Origin of the sequence: Pseudomonas silesiensis (assembly GCF_001661075.1) — a bacterium.
Classification (GTDB): domain Bacteria; phylum Pseudomonadota; class Gammaproteobacteria; order Pseudomonadales; family Pseudomonadaceae; genus Aquipseudomonas; species Aquipseudomonas silesiensis.
On sequence record NZ_CP014870.1, the window covers coordinates 4,939,127 to 4,955,654 of the forward strand.

Below are 16,528 nucleotides of genomic sequence, written 5' to 3' on the forward strand. Positions count from 1 at the left end.
AAAGGGTTTGAGGGGTTCCGAGGGGATTGGGGAATGGGTTGGAGACGAAAAACCGGCGGTGTCATGCCGCTTTGAGGCAAGGCTTGGCGTGGGCGTTGGATGTTCCTGCCCCTTCGCGGGCAAGCCCGCTCCCACAGGGATCTTCAGGGTTCACACTATTCATGAACAACCGACAACCCTGTGGGAGCGGCGGTGCGACGATTCGACTTGCCCGCGAAGGGGCCGGCACCTCCACAACAAGAGTCAGCTATGACTCCGTCTTGCCCACCTCATACTCGCGCAACTTATTGGCAATGGTGGTATGCGAAACCCCCAACCGCTTGCCCAGTTGCCGACTGCTCGGATGCTCGGAATACAAGCGCTCCAGCACCGCCTTCTCGAAGCGCCCGACAATCGCATCCAACCCACCCTCCAGCGAGAAATCGCCAAGGGGCTGACGCACCCCGTAATCCGGCAGTCGAATGTGCTCGGCCTTGACCGTCCCGCCTTCGCACAACGAAACCGCCTGGAACAACACGTTCTCCAGCTGCCGGACATTGCCCGGCCAATGGTAGTGACTGAGCCGCTCCATCGCCGCCGGCGCCAGTTTCGGCAGCGGGCAACCGATCTGCCGGCTGGCCTGATCGAGGAAGTGTTCCACCAGCGGGGTCAACCCGTCGAGACACTCGCGCAATGGCGGGATGTGCAACGACAGCACGTTCAGGCGGTGATACAGATCCTGGCGAAACTCCCCGCGAGCGCACAGTTCGGACAGGTCGACCTGGGTTGCGCAGATCACCCGCACGTCCAGATAAACCTCTTCATCGCTGCCGACACGACGGAAGCAACCGTCCTGCAGGAAGCGCAGCAATTTCACCTGCAGGCGCGGGCTCATTTCCCCGACGCCATCGAGAAACAGCGTACCGCCCGCCGTCAGCTCCAGCAGCCCGAGTTTGCCTTCGGCCCGCGCCCCTTCGAAGGCACCGGGGCCGTAGCCGAACAATTCGGTCTCGGCCATGGATTCCGGCAGACCGGCGCAGTTGAGCGCCATCAGCGGTGACTGGCCACGGGGGCTCGCCAGGTGGCAGGCGCGCGCCAACAACTCCTTGCCGGTGCCGGTTTCGCCTTCGATCAATAGCGGCGCATCCAGCGGCGCCATGCGTCTGGCTTCGCGCACCACGGCCGCCATCACTTTGGAGCTCTGGAAGATGCTGTCGAACCCGCGCAGTTCCTGCTTGCGCACGTTATAAATGCGCTCACCCACCCGATCCGCGCGATGCAAAGTCAGTACCGCGCCGGCCATGGCTTCGCTGTCGTCATGCTCCGATTGCAACGGCGCAATGTCGGCGAGAAACACGTCGCCCTTGACCTTGACCCGCAGCCCATTGATTCGCGACTTGTTGGCGCGCACCAGTTCCGGCAAGTCGAAATCCTCGGCGTAGCGCGACAACGGGATCCCCGGCACCTCATCGACGCGCACCCCGAGCAACTGCGCCGCCGCGCGGTTGGCCGCGACGATCGAGCCGCCCATGTCGATCGACAGCACCGGAAATTCCAGCGCGCCGAGCAAGGCATTGAGCTCCATGTGCCGACGCTCGCTGGGCATCAGCCCTACACGCTTGACCCCGAAGACCCCGGCAATCGATTCGAATTTCGGCCGTAGCGCCTGGAACTGGATGTTGATCAGGTTCGGGCAATGCAGGTAGATGGCATTGCCATGCTCACCGCCGACCTCGCCGCGAGCGACGTTGATCCCGTACTCCACCAGCAGATTGAGAATGTCGCGCAGGATGCCGATGCGGTTCTGGCAGTGGACTTTGATACGCATATAAAGGCCCGAAAAAGCGGTGGATGGGTTGGATACCTAAAGTGCAGCCTGTGGGAGCGAGCTTGCTCGCGATGAGGGTGTGTCAGGCGACATTAATTGCGTGACCCACCGCTATCGCGAGCAAGCTCGCTCCCACAGGTTTCGCAGTGCTCCCGGCCCTATTTATTTGCCGAGGCGCTCAGATAGTCGTCAAGATTATGTGACACCTGGACGCCATTTCAAACCCGCAGATCTCAATACCTGCGCGACACCCGGGAAACCGTAACGAATACTTTACGAAAATCAAAGATTTTTCCTACGATCACGGCAAACCATCTGCTGCAACGCCGAACACCTTGGAGTATTTCTAAGTCCATAGCAGGACATAACAAGAACGAAATCCCCTAGCAGGAGAGCAGCATGAAGCAGACGCACTACGTGGCTCGCGAGCCCGATGCGCAAGGTTTTATCGACTACCCCGCCGAAGAACACGCGGTGTGGAACACGCTGATCACTCGCCAACTGAAAGTGATCGAAGGGCGTGCGTGCCAGGAATACCTGGACGGAATCGAAAAACTCGGTCTGCCCCACGACCGCATTCCGCAACTTGGCGAGATCAACAAGGTTCTCGGTGAAACCACCGGCTGGCAAGTCGCCCGGGTACCTGCACTGATTCCCTTCCAGACTTTTTTTGAATTGCTCGCCAGCAAGCAGTTTCCGGTGGCGACCTTTATTCGTACCCGCGAAGAGCTGGATTACCTGCAAGAGCCGGACATTTTCCACGAGATTTTCGGTCACTGCCCGCTGCTGACCAACCCCTGGTTTGCCGAATTCACCCACACCTACGGCAAACTCGGCCTGCAGGCGACCAAGGAAGAGCGCGTGTACCTGGCGCGTCTATACTGGATGACCATCGAGTTTGGCCTGGTCGATACGCCGCAAGGTATGCGCATCTACGGCGGCGGCATCCTCTCCTCGCCTAAAGAAACGGTGTACTGCCTGTCGGACGAACCTGAGCATCACACGTTCGATCCGCTGGAATGCATGCGCACGCCGTATCGCATCGACATTCTGCAGCCGCTGTACTTTGTCCTGCCGAACCTCAAGCGCCTGTTCGATGTGGCTCATGAAGACATCATGAGCATGGTCAAGCAAGGCATGCAGCTGGGCTTGCACACCCCGAAGTTTCCGCCGAAAGCCGCGTGATCCGCAGCTTTTAGAATCAAGTGAGCCTGTCCGGAACCCACGCTTTGGTTTAGCGTGGCGAGACTGACGGCCGATTTCCAATAATTCGATTTCAGGAACCCATCATGTCCACATTGAACCAAGCCCACTGCGAAGCCTGCCGCGCCGATGCCCCACAAGTCAGCGACGAAGAACTGCCGGTACTGATCAAGCAGATCCCTGACTGGAACATCGAAGTTCGCGACGGCGTGATGCAGCTGGAAAAAATTTTCCTGTTCAAGAATTTCAAGCACGCCCTGGCGTTCACCAACGCCGTCGGTGAAATCTCCGAGGCCGAAGGTCACCACCCGGGCCTGCTGACCGAGTGGGGCAAAGTCACCGTGACCTGGTGGAGCCATTCCATCAAGGGCCTGCACCGCAACGACTTCATCATGGCCGCGCGCACCGACGAAGTGGCCAAGGACGCCGAGGGCCGCAAATAATGCATTTCGACGCCATAGGTCGAGTACCCGGTGACCCGATCCTCGGCCTGATGGAGGCCTATGCGCTGGACCCGAACCCGCGCAAATTCGACCTCGGCGTGGGCGTCTATAAAGATGCCCAGGGCCTGACCTCGATCCCTCAGGCGGTGAAACTTGCCGAGGCGCAGCTGGTGGATCGCCAGGCCACCAAGACCTACATCGGCGGTCACGGCGACCCTGCGTTTGGCAAAGTCATCAATGAGCTGGTGCTGGGTGCCGACTCTGCGCTGATCGCCGAACAACGGGCCGGTGTGACGCAGACGCCGGGCGGCACCGGTGCGTTGCGCTTGAGCGCCGACTTCATTGCGCAGTGCCTGCCGGGCCGTGGCGTGTGGCTGAGCAGTCCGACCTGGCCGATCCACGAAACCATCTTCGCCGCGGCGGGCGTCAAGGTCAGTCACTACCCTTACGTGGGCAGCGACAACCGTCTCGACGTCGACGCCATGCTGGCGGCACTTGAAGCAGCGCCCAAGGGTGACGTCGTCCTCCTTCACGCCTGCTGCCACAACCCGACCGGTTTCGACCTGTCCCATGACGACTGGCGCCGGTTGTTGAAGGTGGTGCGCAGCCGTGACCTGTTGCCACTGATTGACTTTGCCTACCAGGGCTTCGGCGATGGCCTGGAACAGGATGCCTGGTCGACCCGGCTGTTCGCTGCAGAACTGCCGGAAGTGCTGATCACCAGTTCCTGCTCGAAGAACTTCGGCCTGTACCGCGACCGTACCGGCGCGTTGATTGTCTGCGCTAAAACCGCTGACAAGCTGGTGGATATCCGCAGCCAACTGGCCAACATCGCCCGCAACCTGTGGTCGACACCGCCGGATCACGGTGCCGCTGTCGTGGCGACCATCCTTGGCGATCCGCAGCTGAAAAGTCTCTGGGCTGATGAAGTGGAGACGATGCGCTTGCGTATCGCCCAGCTGCGCAGCGGCCTGGTGGAAGCGCTGGAGCCGCATGGATTGCGCGAGCGCTTTGCGCACATTGGCGTGCAGCGCGGGATGTTTTCCTACACCGGGCTGACGCCGGAGCAGGTTAAAAAACTGCGTGATCAGCACAGCGTGTACATGGTCGGTACTGGCCGGGCCAACGTGGCGGGGATCGATGCGTCGCGCCTGGATCTGCTGGCCGAGGCGATCGCTGACGTCTGCAAATAACTATCTGCCCCCCTTGTAGGAGCTGGCTTGCCAGCGAAGGCGGTGCGTCAGTCAATACATGTATTGGCTGATATAGCGTCTTCGCTGGCAAGCCAGCTCCTACACGGGGCGGTGTATCAGTCGATGTATGTATTGCCCAGCCGCGCAACGCAACAGACCTGTCTATACAACCCCATCCGTCGAAACAAATGGATATAAAAGTCTATTTGTCTTTTCTACTGCTGTATCCTTCCCAGGCTTTTTAAAAGCGCGGATCTACCCAGATCTATCAACAGACTTTGCGAGGAGCGCGATATGCACGAGATTCCTAATCTCCCCTTCCCAAGCCTGCACGAAACTGAGCAGACGACCACGCAACAAGCCGGTGCCCAACAGCCCGAGAAGGAAGAAGCAACTGAACGCCGCCAGGCCGACAGCGAAGACTGATACACCTGCAATACCAGACCGTGTGGAAAGCGCTAACATGCGCTTTCCACACCGCCTGAACCCCAGAGCCCCGCCCCATGACCAATGAATTCAACGAGAGCCAGGCCAGCGTCCTGATCGGCACCGCCGAGAAGATGATCGAGATCTGGAATCGCCTGTCCCCCGAGAAACAAGCCGCCTTGCTCGCCCGTTTCGGCAGCGAGGAAAACGCGCTGGCCGCCCTGGTCACGACGCAACTTGTTGCGCCGCAGACCCCTGAATAAGCCTCTACGGCAAATAGTTTTACTTTTTCACGGTCCGCGGCCGCTCGCGCCGCTATCATAAGCAGCCTATCTATCCTGCTTTACCGTGGACCTTTACCCCATGCCTGAAAACCCGCGCCCCCTGGCGGTCACGCTGCAAGTCGTCTCCATCGTCCTGTTTACCTTCATCGGCTACCTCAACGTCGGCATTCCCCTGGCCGTATTGCCGGGGTACGTCCACAGCGACCTGGGTTTCGGCGCGGTGATAGCCGGACTGGTGATCAGCGTGCAATACCTGGCCACCCTGCTCAGCCGGCCTTATGCCGGCAAGATCATCGATAACAAGGGCAGCAAACGCGCAGTGATGTACGGCCTCGCCGGTTGCGGCCTGAGCGGTGTGTTCATGCTGCTGTCGGCCTGGACCCAGAGCCTGCCGACCTTGAGCCTGATCAGCCTGTTGATCGGCCGACTGGTGCTTGGCAGCGCGGAAAGCCTGGTCGGTTCGGGCTCGATCGGCTGGGGCATCGGCCGGGTCGGCGCGGCGAACACCGCCAAGGTCATCTCCTGGAACGGCATCGCCAGTTACGGCGCGCTGGCGATCGGTGCACCGCTGGGTGTGTGGCTGGTCAGTCGACTGGGCTTGTGGAGCATGGGCGTGAGCATCATGCTGCTGGCGGCCTTGGGCCTGATGCTGGCCTGGCCGAAAACCGCGGCGCCCATCGTGGTCGGCGAACGGCTGCCGTTCATGCATGTGCTGGGGCGTGTGCTTCCCCATGGCTGTGGACTGGCATTGGGTTCCATCGGTTTCGGTACTATCGCAACCTTCATCACCCTGTATTACGCCACGCAACACTGGGATAACGCGGTGCTGTGCCTGAGCCTGTTCGGTGCCAGCTTCATCGGCGCGCGCTTGCTGTTCGGCAACCTGATCAACCGCCTTGGCGGCTTTCGCGTAGCGATCGCCTGCCTGTCGGTAGAAACCCTGGGCTTGCTGTTGCTGTGGCTGGCGCCGGACGCGAATTGGGCGCTGGCCGGCGCGGCATTGAGCGGTTTCGGTTTCTCGCTGGTGTTCCCGGCGTTGGGGGTGGAAGCGGTCAACCTGGTCCCGGCCTCCAGCCGCGGCGCGGCGGTCGGGGCTTATTCGTTGTTCATCGATTTGTCGCTGGGGATTACCGGGCCGTTGGCGGGTGCGGTTGCGGCAGGTTTCGGTTTTGCCTCGATCTTCCTGTTCGCCGCCCTCGCCGCCCTGAGCGGCCTGGCACTGAGCGTTTACCTGTACCGGCAGGCGCCAAAGCACTTTGATGAGAAGCATCGCGAACAGCGGGACGCGCGCTAGAAGTCGACCTTGCCACGCCCGGCCTTGATGCTGCCACGCTTGGTCTTGGATTCAAGCCGACGCTTTTTCGAACCGAGGGTCGGCTTGGTCGGACGGCGTTTCTTTTCGACCTTGGTGGCGCTGAGGATCAATTCGGTCAGGCGCTCCAGCGCATCGGCGCGGTTGGCTTCCTGCGTGCGGTATTGCTGGGCCTTGATGATCAACACGCCTTCGCTGGTGATCCGGCTGTCCCGCAGCGCCAGCAGCCGCTCCTTGTAGAAGTCGGGCAAGGACGAGGCCGGAATGTCGAAGCGCAGGTGCACCGCACTGGAGACCTTGTTGACGTTCTGCCCGCCCGCACCCTGGGCGCGGATGGCGGTCAACTCAATCTCGGCATCCGGCAGATGCACGTTGTTGGAAATCTTCAGCATCGGATTCTCACTCAAATTTTTCAAAGCTCGCCGCAGTAGGAAAACCCTTTTAGGGTAGGCCGTTAGCGACTGCCTTCCATTATCCTGCATTGACAGCGCTTGGCGGGGTTGGCTGCACACGAGAAAGCAATTAACCCATTTGCCAAAAATAACCTATTGGGTTAAATTCAGTTAATGGAAAAAAGAACCCCTCACTGCAAGCTATCTACCGTCAAAATCTTGATCGAGGAGGGTAAGGTACGCACAACGCAAGCGGCGCGAGTTGGAGCGAATGAGCTGGGGCTTGATCTGTCTGAAATGCTGAGGGTGGTAATGGCGCTCACACCAACTGATTTCTACAAAAGCATGACCACTCATGCCGATCACACGATTTGGCAAGACGTGTACCGCCCAAGCACACAAGCAGGCGACGTGTATCTGAAACTGACGGTTATTGATGACGTGCTGATCGTATCCTTTAAGGAGCTATAAACATGAAATGTCCTGTTTGCGGCGCCGCTGAACTCATCCATGACACCCGCGACCTGCCGTATACCTACAAAGGTGAAACCACTTTCATTGCGGCGGTGACTGGCGATTTTTGCCCAGCCTGTGCCGAGTCTGTCCTGGATGCAGTTGAGTCGGATCGTGTCATGCGTGAAATGCGTGGGTTCTCGAAGCAGATCAATGCGGCCATTGTCGACCCGGGCTTTATCACGACCGTGCGCAAAAAGCTCGATCTTGACCAGCGTGAGGCGGCAGAAATTTTCGGGGGCGGAGTTAATGCGTTCTCGCGCTATGAGAATGGCAAGACCAAGCCCCCATTGGCCCTGATCAAGCTGCTCAAGGTGCTTGATCGTCACCCCGAACTGTTGAACGAAGTCAGGATGGCATAAGCGTCTTAACCCGGTTGATATACCCCAACCGGGTTTCATGCTGAGCCCTGCCACGAAAGCGGATGAAGCACCTCACCAGCCATCGCGCCTGACTCTGTATCAGTATGAAGGTATTAAAGTCAGTATTGATCAATTACATCCTGGAACACAATCGAGGGAAGTACTCAAGGGTTTCACGTCTATCCTGAGCCGTGAAAAAAGTACCCGCTCAATCCTGGAGATCATTATCAATAATGAATATCTACATAGTGTGTGCACACCCGGAATCCGCATCGTTCAATAACAGTCTCGTCACTGCTGCCACCGTTTCTTTTGAAAACCTGGGACATAAAGTCAAAGTAACCGACTTGTATGCGCACGACTTCGATCCTTGCGAGCACGCCAGGCACTTTCACCCACGCAAGAACAGCCATCGGTTCGACGTACAGGCCGAACAGCGCTTTGGCTACGAAAATGACGCCCTGCCCGCGCAGGTGGAGAGTCAACTGGCGGCCATTCACTGGGCGGATCTGGTGATTGTGCAGTTTCCGCTGTGGTGGTTCGGCGCACCCGCGATGCTCAAGGGATGGATGGATCGGGTACTGGTGTACGGCGGCCTTTACTCCAGTGAACAGCGCTTCGAACAAGGCGTGTGTCGGGGAAAGAAAGTGCTTTTGTGTGTAACGACCGGCTCGTCGGCGGACGAATGCGCGCCGAACGGTCGCGAGGGCAACACCCACTTGCTGTTATGGCCGATCCAGTATGCCTTTCGTTATGTTGGTTTCGATGTGCTGCAGTCGTATCTGGTACACGGCATATGGGCAGACTGTACGGCATCGGGACGCGACTTGAACGAGGAACTGCTGCGCTACAGTTCGTTCTGCGCCGATATTGATCAAGCAGCGGTACTTCCATTTAATTCGCCCACCGATTGGGATGAGCACGGCCAGTTGAAACAGGGGGCACCCAGTTACACTCCTTTTATCCAGCACCCCGGCAATCGAGATTCAGCAACTACATTGATAGCGGAAAAGTAAATCCTACAGACAATATTGATAATTCCTACAAACAATAAACCCGGCCATCGCCGGGTTTATTGTTTTCAAGTTATATCTACTTCACGGCTGGAGCGGTATTCGTTACCTGCTGCGCGCTGCGCTTGTTCTTGATGCCGTAGCAGACCCACATGAACGCAACCCACACCGGAATTGCGTACACCGAGATCTGGATCCCCGGGATCAACAGCATCACGCCCAGAATGAACACCACGAACGCCAGGCACACATAGTTGCCGTACGGGTACCACAGGGCCTTGAACAGCGGCGTCTGTTTGGTTTTGTCCATATGCTGGCGGAACTTGAAGTGCGAGAAGCTGATCATTGCCCAGTTGATCACCAGGGTTGCGACCACCAGCGACATCAACAGCTCCAGGGCGCTATGGGGAATCAGGTAGTTCAGCAGCACGGCGATCAGCGTCACTGCCGCCGACGCCAGGATCGAACGCACAGGCACACCGCGCTTGTCGATCTTCGCCAGGGCTTTGGGCGCATCGCCCTGCTCCGCCATGCCCAGCAGCATGCGGCTGTTGCAGTAGGTGCCGCTGTTGTACACCGACAATGCCGCGGTCAGGACCACGAAGTTGAGGATGTGCGCGGCGGTGTCGCTGCCGAGCATCGAGAACACTTGCACGAACGGGCTGCCGCTATAGGAATCGCCAGAGGCGTTCAGGGTTGCCAGCAGGCTGTCCCACGGGGTCAGCGACAGCAGGATGACCAGCGCACCGATGTAGAAAATCAGGATGCGGTAGATCACCTGGTTGATGGCCTTGGGGATCACGGTTCTTGGCTGGTCGGCTTCTGCCGCAGTGAAACCGAGCATTTCCAGGCCGCCGAAGGAGAACATGATGATCGCCATGGCCATGACCAGACCGCTGACGCCGTTCGGGAAGAAGCCGCCGTGGGACCACAGGTTGGTCACCGACGCTTGCGGACCACCGTTGCCGCTGACCAACAGGTAGCTGCCGAGGGCAATCATGCCGACGATGGCCACGACCTTGATGATCGCAAACCAGAACTCGGCCTCGCCAAACACTTTGACGTTGGCCAGGTTGATCAGGTTGATCAGGACGAAGAACCCCGCGGCCGAGACCCAGGTCGGGATGTCCGGCGCCCAGTAATGGATGTATTTGCCGACTGCGGTCAGCTCCGACATGCCCACCAGGATGTACAGGATCCAGCAGTTCCAGCCCGACAGGAAGCCGGCGAAACCGCCCCAGTACTTGTGCGCGAAGTGGCTGAAGGAACCGGCCACCGGCTCTTCGACAATCATTTCGCCCAGCTGGCGCATGATCATGAAAGCAATGAAGCCGCAGATGGCGTAGCCGAGGATCATCGACGGGCCGGCGGATTTCAGTACGCCGGCCGAGCCGAGGAACAGTCCGGTACCGATCGCGCCACCGAGGGCGATCAGTTGAATATGGCGATTTTTCAGGCCGCGCTTCAGCTCGCCTGAATGCGAGTTTTGTCCACTCATGAAAAGGGTCTCACGCAAGGTTTGATGATGTTCGTTAGACGTTGCTGCTCGGTTACGGCTTCAAGCAGCGCCGATCAAACCCCAGCGCAGGCACCGGGAGTCCAGCGTTTTTACAACGGTCATGCGTCACCTGTTTGTTTTTATCTGTGACGAAATCGGACCCGACACGCTCGTGACGTGGCGGAGTGAACAAGGCGGATAACCTTGAGGTTTGCGCAGATGCGCAGGAGGTCACAGTTAAAACGCGGCGCATTGTACACCTGTAACCCCCTGCTGCCAGACACCGTTGGATCAACGTGTCGTTTGCCGGGATTGCCTGTGTCCGCCCCGAGTGTCTCGGGCGGCTGCAAAAAAAGAGTCAGACCTTTGCGGGTCATCGACGGAGGCGCCAGAAAAATCGCCCCGAGGGAAGAGATGGAATCGAGTCACGGCGTACATTGCGCCTCCTTCTTGTTATGCACCTGCACGACAGGCATGAGGCGCATCTGATCCTTGATGAGGCTTTGAAACAAGCGGGCCAGAGGGCTGGGAAGGGTTCGACATGGCAAGTGGATGGAAGCATTTCCTTACAGTGTCTGGACAATCCCGATTCCACAGGACTGAGCAGTAGATTTCGTAAGATTTTCGTTACAGGACGTAACGCTGGTTTTCCAGTCCGAGTCTGGTGGAGTTGCCACTGGCGTCTTCGTCGGAACGCCGCCCGGACCAAGCCCGCTCCCACAGTGTCCGGGGGTGCATGCGGACCTTGCGTACACCCGCTCACCCTGTGGGAGCGGGCTTGCTCGCGAAGAGGCCCTGACATTCACCACATCACTAACGCCAGAGAAAAAAAAACGCCAACCCGAAGGTTGGCGTTTTTGATGAAGCGTTTACCGCTTACTCAGGCTTGCGACGACCGAAACCCGGACGCTGGCCGGAACCGGCTGGCGCACCGCGGCGTTTGCCCGATGGCGCGTCCTTGTCGACCAGGACGATCCCCGGGCGCTTCTTCGGTGCCGGCTTGGCCGGACGCTTGGTGTCGGACGGACGGTCCGCCACTGGCGTACCGCGACTCGCATCACCACGAGGTTCACCACGACCTGCCGGGGCGCCGCGATCACTGCGACCACCGCTTGGCGCACCACGGCCTTCACCGCGCTCGGTGCGACCGTTGGCCGGACGTGGCGTGCGTGGACCGCGCTCGCCGTCAGCACGAGGTGCTGCTGGCTTGCGGGCTGGACGCTCGCCTTCGATTTGCGGTTCACGGGAGTCACGCGGCGTAGCAGCGGTCTGGTTACCGATGGCTGGACGCAACGAACGCACGCGCTCGGTCTTGCCCATCGGACGCGACGATTTACGCTGCATGCGATCGAGCTTGTCTTTGCTCTTGGCGTTCATCTGCGGCATGGCCACCGGCGTCAGGCCCACTTCAGCACTCAGAATGTCGACTTCGTACTGGCTCATTTCGCGCCAGCGACCCATCGGCAGGTCGGAGTTGAGGAACACCGGACCGAAACGCACGCGCTTCAGACGGCTGACCACCAGGCCCTGGGATTCCCACAGACGACGGACTTCGCGGTTGCGACCTTCCATGACCACGCAGTGGTACCAGTGGTTGAAACCTTCGCCACCCGGGGCTTGCTTGATGTCGGTGAACTTGGCCGGGCCATCTTCGAGGACGACGCCCGCCTTCAGGCGCTCGATCATTTCGTCATCGACTTCGCCACGCACACGAACTGCGTATTCACGGTCCATTTCGTAGGACGGGTGCATCAGGCGGTTGGCCAGTTCACCGTCGGTGGTGAACATCAGCAAACCGGTGGTGTTGATGTCCAGGCGGCCGATGTTGATCCAGCGACCTTCTTTCGGGCGCGGCATCTTGTCGAAAACGGTTGGACGGCCTTCCGGGTCGAGGCGGGTGCAGATTTCGCCGTCGGGCTTGTTGTACATGATCACGCGGCGTACCGACTCGGCGGCTTCTTCGCGCTTGATCACCTTGCCATCGATGGTGATGGCGTCGTGCATGTCGACGCGCAGGCCGAGGGTGGCGTCTTTGCCATTGACCTTGATGCGGCCGTGGCTGATCCAGGCTTCTACGTCACGGCGCGAGCCGACGCCGATACGGGCGAGGACTTTCTGCAGTTTTTCGCCTGCTGGGCCGATTTCCTGGTCGTCTTTCTGGTCTTTGATACTCATCTGGGCACCTCCCGGTGTGGTCTGTTCAGGCAGCCCTGAAGTGAGGGGCCTGAAGCGTGAAAGCTGGGCACTCGGGCGAAGGGATCGCCGGAGGGTCGCGAATCATACGCTCATGGAAGCATTCGCGCATCAGAGACTAGTCGATGAAGGCCAGGTTATTTGCTTTTCCGCCGGCCGGTGGCACCGAGCTTGATCAACCGCAACGCCGCCTCAGCCAGCACCGTGCGCTTGTCGACCTTGTCGAGTTTCTTCCAGGCCTTGATCTCGCGCTTGCTGCGGCCGCAGCCGATGCAGATGTCGTCGGTGAATTTGCAGACGCTGATGCAGGGGTCTTTGGTTGAGCTCATCGATAACTCCAAACAACACATGACCCCCTGTAGGAGCGAGCTTGCTCGCGATGGTGTGTCAGTTAACGTTGATTTGACTGACACACCATCGCGAGCAAGCTCGCTCCTACAGGGGATTTGGAGTGTCAGCAGAGTGTGGGTCAGTCTTCGAATTCTCGGCGTTCGGCTTCGATAGCTTCGGCGAGGGCTTTGGCTTCAGCCTCTTCGTCGGTCAATTCGGGCTCGGGATTCGCTTGTTCGAGCGCGGCAACAGCGGCCAGGAGTTTTTCGCGAGCTTCGGCGACGCCAAGCACATCATCTTCCCGCTCTTCTTCCTGCACTTCTTGCCGCGTTTCTTCCCGCTCTTCTTCAACTGTGGTCTCGGCCTCGACCTGAAGTTCAGCTTCGATCTCAGGCTGTTCCTCCACCTCTACGGAATCAGTCACCGCACCATCGCGCAGGATGTCGTCGAAATCGGTCTTGAGCCCCTCCTCCATCGTGTCCAGCTCCTGCAACAACGTATGGAAACTGGTTTCTTCCTTCGGCTCTTCCGGCTCGGCACTGGCGTCGGCCAATTCCTGCAACCCGGCAGGCACCGGGGCGTCGTCGAAATCCAGCACCGGATCAGGTTCCAGTTCGCGCAGCTCGGCAAGCGGTGGCAGATCGTCGAGGTTCTTCAGGTTGAAGTGATCGAGAAAGACTTTGGTGGTGGCGAACATCGCCGGTTTGCCGGGCACGTCGCGGTAGCCGACGATGCGAATCCACTCGCGTTCCAGCAGGGTCTTGACGATGTGAGTGTTGACCGCCACACCCCGTACGTCTTCGATTTCGCCCCGGGTAATCGGTTGGCGATAGGCGATCAGGGCCATGGTTTCGAGCATGGCGCGGGAATAGCGTTGCGGACGCTCTTCCCACAGACGCCCCACCCATGGCGAGAACTTTTCGCGGATCTGCAGGCGATACCCGGAAGCCACTTCCTTCAACTCGAAGGCGCGGCCGTCGCAGGACTTGGCCAGAATCGTCAGCGCTTTCTTGAAGACAGGCGGCTCCGGTCGTTCGGCCTCTTCGAAGAGTTCGAACAGGCGTTCAAGCGATTGCGGTTTTCCCGAGGCCAACAAAAAGGCCTCAAGCAGTGGCGCGAGCTCGCGGGGTTCACTCAGGTTCATGATTCAACTCGTTATTCGGCTCGGGCCCGGACGTGGATCGCCGCGAACGGCTCATTCTGCACCAGCTCGACCAGGGATTCCTTGACCAGTTCGAGGATCGCCATAAAAGTCACCACCACCCCGAGGCGTCCTTCCTCAGCGGTAAACAGCTCGACGAAGGGCACGAAACCGCCGCCCTTGAGCCGTTCCAGCACATCGCTCATGCGTTCGCGGGTGGACAATGCCTCGCGACTGACCTGGTGGCTTTCGAACATGTCGCCCCGGCGCAGGACCTCGGCCATGGACATCAGCAATTCTTCCAGACTCACATCCGGCAACAGCTTGCGCGCACGGGCCTCCGGGGCATCCAGCTTGGGCACCACCACGTCTCGGCCGACGCGACTCAAGCCATCGATGCCTTCAGCGGCCGCCTTGAAGCGTTCGTACTGCTGCAAGCGCCGGATCAGTTCGGCGCGGGGGTCGTCTTCTTCGGCTTCGATGGTTTCGGCACGGGGCAGCAACATCCGCGACTTGATTTCGGCCAGCATCGCGGCCATCACCAGGTATTCCGCGGCCAGCTCCAGGCGCACCGACTGCATCAATTCGACATACCCCATGTACTGACGGGTGATTTCCGCCACCGGGATGTCGAGGATGTTGATGTTCTGTTTGCGGATCAGGTACAGCAACAGGTCGAGGGGGCCTTCGAAGGCTTCGAGAAACACCTCGAGCGCGTCCGGCGGGATATACAAATCCAGCGGCATCTCCATGACCGCCTGGCCATAGACCATCGCGAAGGGCAGCTCTTGCTGGGCTCCGGCCTGATCGTCGACGGGTTCTACCGCGGACATCTAGGCTTCGGCCATGAAGGGCGCGGGGTCGCCACAACCGACGCGGATCACTTCCGGCTCGCCATCGGCGAGGTTGATCACGGTGGACGCCTTGATCCCGCCGAAACCGCCGTCGATGATCAGGTCGACCTGATGCTCGAGCAACTGGCGCATTTCGTAAGGATCGCTCATCGGGTCGGTGTCGCCGGGCATGATCAGGGTCACGCTCATCAACGGTTCGCCGAGCTCTTCCAGCAGTGCCAGGGCAATCGGATGGGCCGGCACGCGCAGGCCAATGGTGCGTTTTTTCGGGTGCAACAACAGGCGCGGGACTTCGCGGGTGGCGTTGAGGATGAAGGTGTAAGGCCCCGGCAGATGCGCCTTGAGCAGCCGGAAAGTGCCCGTGTCGATCTTGGCGAACAGCCCCAACTGCGACAGGTCGCTGCAGATCAGCGCGAAGTTGTGCTTCTCGTCCAGTTGACGCAAGCGGCGCACGCGCTCCACGGCGTTCTTGTCACCGATCTGGCAACCAATGGCGTAGGAAGAGTCTGTGGGATAAATCACCACCCCGCCTTTGCGGATGATCTCGACAGCCTGTTTGATCAGGCGCGCTTGCGGGTTTTCCGGATGAATCTGGAAAAATTGACTCACATTCTCTACCTGTTCAGACGGCGGCAATAATTGGCTCATGTTTGAATCGACACCACAATGGCGGCAGATCCTCCGGGAGCGGGCGATATTCACCGATCTCGGACCAGCCTCCAGGGCCATGAAAATCACTGCCGGCGCTGACCAGCAGACCGAACTCCCGGGCTAGAATCGCCAGGCTGCCCACTTGCTCGGCGGGCTGATGGCCATTGACCACTTCGATCGCGTGGCCCCCTGCTTGAATATAGTCGGCAATCAGCCGGCGACGTTTGCTGCGAGTGAAATCGTAATGCCAGGGATGCGCCAGGCTGACCCAGGCTTTCGCCGCGCGCAGGGTTTCGACGGTGTCTTCCAGGGTCGGCCAGTGTTGCTTGACGTCCCCCAGCTTGCCGGCACCCAGCCATTTGCGGAACGCCTCGGCGCGATCCTTGACGTAACCCTCGCGCACCATCCAGTCGGCGAAATGCGGACGGGCCGGCGCGTTGCCGCTGTCGCCCAGTTCCTGCTGAATGGCCCGGGCACCGTCCAGCGCTCCCGGCATGCCTTTCAACGCCAGCTTGCGGCTTATTTCTTCGGACCGTAGCCAGCGGCCATCGTGCAATCTGGCAATCGCCTCGACCAACGGTACTGCATTCACATCGAATCCGTAGCCCAGCACGTGGATGGTCGCGCCGCCCCAGGTGCAGGATAATTCGACGCCATTGACCAGTTGCATGCCCAGCGCGGACGCCGCGCTGCGGGCCTCATCAAGGCCCTCGAGGGTGTCGTGATCGGTCAAGGCCAGGACTCGCACGCCTTTTTCGAACGCACGCGCAACCAGGACCGCAGGCGCCAAGGCGCCATCGGAGGCCGTGCTGTGGCAGTGCAAATCAACATTCACGGGGATGTGTTACCTCAAATCAGCTGGCGCTATCGCGCGCCCATATGTTTGTTATTATGCCGCCACATCCTGCTTCTG

The 16,528-nt window shown here is 59.5% G+C and carries 18 protein-coding genes; 9 read left to right on the plus strand and 9 right to left on the minus strand.

The annotated features are described in order from the left end of the window. Positions 1 to 247: 247 nt before the first annotated feature. Positions 248 to 1,807 (minus strand): sigma-54-dependent transcriptional regulator, encoded by a 1,560-nt coding sequence (locus PMA3_RS21820; RefSeq protein WP_064679130.1) that lies wholly within the window; start codon positions 1,805 to 1,807, stop codon positions 248 to 250. A 399-nt stretch (positions 1,808 to 2,206) separates the two neighbouring features. On the opposite strand from PMA3_RS21820, the gene phhA reads away from it, so the two are divergent. From phhA to PMA3_RS21845, 6 genes are all read left to right on the plus strand, one after another. Continuing rightward, complete coding sequence (gene phhA / locus PMA3_RS21825; RefSeq protein ID WP_064679131.1) at positions 2,207 to 2,992, plus strand: phenylalanine 4-monooxygenase; 786 nt, start codon at positions 2,207 to 2,209, stop codon at positions 2,990 to 2,992. Between the two features lie 104 nt (positions 2,993 to 3,096). Then, entirely contained in the window at positions 3,097 to 3,453 is a 357-nt protein-coding gene (locus PMA3_RS21830; RefSeq protein ID WP_064679132.1) for a 4a-hydroxytetrahydrobiopterin dehydratase, read from the plus strand. Further along, on the plus strand, positions 3,453 to 4,646 hold the full coding sequence (locus PMA3_RS21835) for an amino acid aminotransferase (protein ID WP_064679133.1): 1,194 nt from the start codon (positions 3,453 to 3,455) through the stop codon (positions 4,644 to 4,646). The genes PMA3_RS21830 and PMA3_RS21835 overlap by 1 nt, the downstream gene beginning before the upstream one ends. Before the next feature lie 294 nt (positions 4,647 to 4,940). Then, positions 4,941 to 5,072, plus strand: coding sequence for a hypothetical protein (locus PMA3_RS33430; protein WP_257784578.1), 132 nt, complete (start codon positions 4,941 to 4,943; stop codon positions 5,070 to 5,072). Positions 5,073 to 5,149: 77 nt separating this feature from the next. Further along, entirely contained in the window at positions 5,150 to 5,335 is a 186-nt protein-coding gene (locus PMA3_RS21840; protein WP_064679134.1) for a hypothetical protein, read from the plus strand. 100 nt (positions 5,336 to 5,435) lie between these two features. Next, on the plus strand, positions 5,436 to 6,650 hold the full coding sequence (locus PMA3_RS21845; protein ID WP_064679135.1) for an MFS transporter: 1,215 nt from the start codon (positions 5,436 to 5,438) through the stop codon (positions 6,648 to 6,650). On the opposite strand, the gene arfB is transcribed toward PMA3_RS21845, so the two are convergent. After that, the gene (gene arfB / locus PMA3_RS21850) at positions 6,647 to 7,060 is read right to left on the minus strand and encodes an alternative ribosome rescue aminoacyl-tRNA hydrolase ArfB (RefSeq protein WP_064679136.1); all 414 of its coding nucleotides are present in this window, start codon (positions 7,058 to 7,060) and stop codon (positions 6,647 to 6,649) included. The two genes, PMA3_RS21845 and arfB, sit on opposite strands and share 4 nt — an antisense overlap. A gap of 174 nt (positions 7,061 to 7,234) precedes the next feature. Here arfB and PMA3_RS21855 point away from each other — a divergent pair, with 174 nt between their 5' ends. The 3 genes from PMA3_RS21855 to PMA3_RS21865 all read left to right on the plus strand — a co-directional run bounded on the left by PMA3_RS21855 (position 7,235) and on the right by PMA3_RS21865 (position 8,951). Further along, positions 7,235 to 7,531: a type II toxin-antitoxin system MqsR family toxin gene (locus PMA3_RS21855; RefSeq protein WP_064679137.1), complete on the plus strand. Its 297-nt coding sequence runs from the start codon at positions 7,235 to 7,237 to the stop codon at positions 7,529 to 7,531. 2 nt (positions 7,532 to 7,533) lie between these two features. Beyond that, complete coding sequence (locus tag PMA3_RS21860) at positions 7,534 to 7,935, plus strand: type II toxin-antitoxin system MqsA family antitoxin (RefSeq protein WP_064679138.1); 402 nt, start codon at positions 7,534 to 7,536, stop codon at positions 7,933 to 7,935. A 233-nt stretch (positions 7,936 to 8,168) separates the two neighbouring features. After that, on the plus strand, positions 8,169 to 8,951 hold the full coding sequence (locus tag PMA3_RS21865; protein WP_064679139.1) for an NAD(P)H-dependent oxidoreductase: 783 nt from the start codon (positions 8,169 to 8,171) through the stop codon (positions 8,949 to 8,951). A gap of 76 nt (positions 8,952 to 9,027) precedes the next feature. Here PMA3_RS21865 and PMA3_RS21870 read toward each other — a convergent pair whose 3' ends face one another. The 7 genes from PMA3_RS21870 to PMA3_RS21900 all read right to left on the minus strand — a co-directional run bounded on the left by PMA3_RS21870 (position 9,028) and on the right by PMA3_RS21900 (position 16,450). Continuing rightward, positions 9,028 to 10,446 carry an amino acid permease gene (locus tag PMA3_RS21870; protein WP_064679140.1) on the minus strand — a complete coding sequence of 473 codons (1,419 nt, stop codon included), beginning with the start codon at positions 10,444 to 10,446 and terminating at the stop codon, positions 9,028 to 9,030. Positions 10,447 to 11,322: 876 nt separating this feature from the next. Next, positions 11,323 to 12,621 (minus strand): 23S rRNA pseudouridine(2605) synthase RluB, encoded by a 1,299-nt coding sequence (gene rluB / locus PMA3_RS21875; protein ID WP_064679141.1) that lies wholly within the window; start codon positions 12,619 to 12,621, stop codon positions 11,323 to 11,325. 155 nt (positions 12,622 to 12,776) lie between these two features. Continuing rightward, positions 12,777 to 12,968 carry a DUF1289 domain-containing protein gene (locus tag PMA3_RS21880; RefSeq protein ID WP_064679142.1) on the minus strand — a complete coding sequence of 64 codons (192 nt, stop codon included), beginning with the start codon at positions 12,966 to 12,968 and terminating at the stop codon, positions 12,777 to 12,779. Positions 12,969 to 13,108: 140 nt separating this feature from the next. Next, complete coding sequence (scpB, locus tag PMA3_RS21885) at positions 13,109 to 14,113, minus strand: SMC-Scp complex subunit ScpB (RefSeq protein WP_064679143.1); 1,005 nt, start codon at positions 14,111 to 14,113, stop codon at positions 13,109 to 13,111. A gap of 11 nt (positions 14,114 to 14,124) precedes the next feature. Continuing rightward, complete coding sequence (locus PMA3_RS21890) at positions 14,125 to 14,883, minus strand: segregation and condensation protein A (RefSeq protein WP_191626226.1); 759 nt, start codon at positions 14,881 to 14,883, stop codon at positions 14,125 to 14,127. 60 nt (positions 14,884 to 14,943) lie between these two features. Beyond that, positions 14,944 to 15,573, minus strand: a complete 630-nt coding sequence (locus PMA3_RS21895) for an L-threonylcarbamoyladenylate synthase (protein WP_064680778.1) — start codon at positions 15,571 to 15,573, stop codon at positions 14,944 to 14,946. A 13-nt stretch (positions 15,574 to 15,586) separates the two neighbouring features. Further along, positions 15,587 to 16,450 carry a PHP domain-containing protein gene (locus PMA3_RS21900; protein WP_064679145.1) on the minus strand — a complete coding sequence of 288 codons (864 nt, stop codon included), beginning with the start codon at positions 16,448 to 16,450 and terminating at the stop codon, positions 15,587 to 15,589. Between the last annotated feature and the right edge of the window lie 78 nt (positions 16,451 to 16,528).

Bases quoted from the DNA above. Each gene is read 5' to 3' on its own strand.
- phhA (WP_064679131.1), top strand. From the start codon at position 2,207: ATGAAGCAGACGCACTACGTGGCTCGCGAGCCCGATGCGCAAGGTTTT.
- PMA3_RS21820 (WP_064679130.1), bottom strand. From the start codon at position 1,807: ATGCGTATCAAAGTCCACTGCCAGAACCGCATCGGCATCCTGCGCGAC.
- rluB (WP_064679141.1), bottom strand. From the start codon at position 12,621: ATGAGTATCAAAGACCAGAAAGACGACCAGGAAATCGGCCCAGCAGGC.
- PMA3_RS21865 (WP_064679139.1), top strand. From the start codon at position 8,169: ATGAATATCTACATAGTGTGTGCACACCCGGAATCCGCATCGTTCAAT.
- PMA3_RS21890 (WP_191626226.1), bottom strand. From the start codon at position 14,883: ATGGTCTATGGCCAGGCGGTCATGGAGATGCCGCTGGATTTGTATATC.
- PMA3_RS21860 (WP_064679138.1), top strand. From the start codon at position 7,534: ATGAAATGTCCTGTTTGCGGCGCCGCTGAACTCATCCATGACACCCGC.
- PMA3_RS21870 (WP_064679140.1), bottom strand. From the start codon at position 10,446: ATGAGTGGACAAAACTCGCATTCAGGCGAGCTGAAGCGCGGCCTGAAA.
- arfB (WP_064679136.1), bottom strand. From the start codon at position 7,060: ATGCTGAAGATTTCCAACAACGTGCATCTGCCGGATGCCGAGATTGAG.
- PMA3_RS21840 (WP_064679134.1), top strand. From the start codon at position 5,150: ATGACCAATGAATTCAACGAGAGCCAGGCCAGCGTCCTGATCGGCACC.
- PMA3_RS33430 (WP_257784578.1), top strand. From the start codon at position 4,941: ATGCACGAGATTCCTAATCTCCCCTTCCCAAGCCTGCACGAAACTGAG.
- PMA3_RS21855 (WP_064679137.1), top strand. From the start codon at position 7,235: ATGGAAAAAAGAACCCCTCACTGCAAGCTATCTACCGTCAAAATCTTG.
- PMA3_RS21835 (WP_064679133.1), top strand. From the start codon at position 3,453: ATGCATTTCGACGCCATAGGTCGAGTACCCGGTGACCCGATCCTCGGC.
- scpB (WP_064679143.1), bottom strand. From the start codon at position 14,113: ATGAACCTGAGTGAACCCCGCGAGCTCGCGCCACTGCTTGAGGCCTTT.
- PMA3_RS21845 (WP_064679135.1), top strand. From the start codon at position 5,436: ATGCCTGAAAACCCGCGCCCCCTGGCGGTCACGCTGCAAGTCGTCTCC.
- PMA3_RS21880 (WP_064679142.1), bottom strand. From the start codon at position 12,968: ATGAGCTCAACCAAAGACCCCTGCATCAGCGTCTGCAAATTCACCGAC.
- PMA3_RS21830 (WP_064679132.1), top strand. From the start codon at position 3,097: ATGTCCACATTGAACCAAGCCCACTGCGAAGCCTGCCGCGCCGATGCC.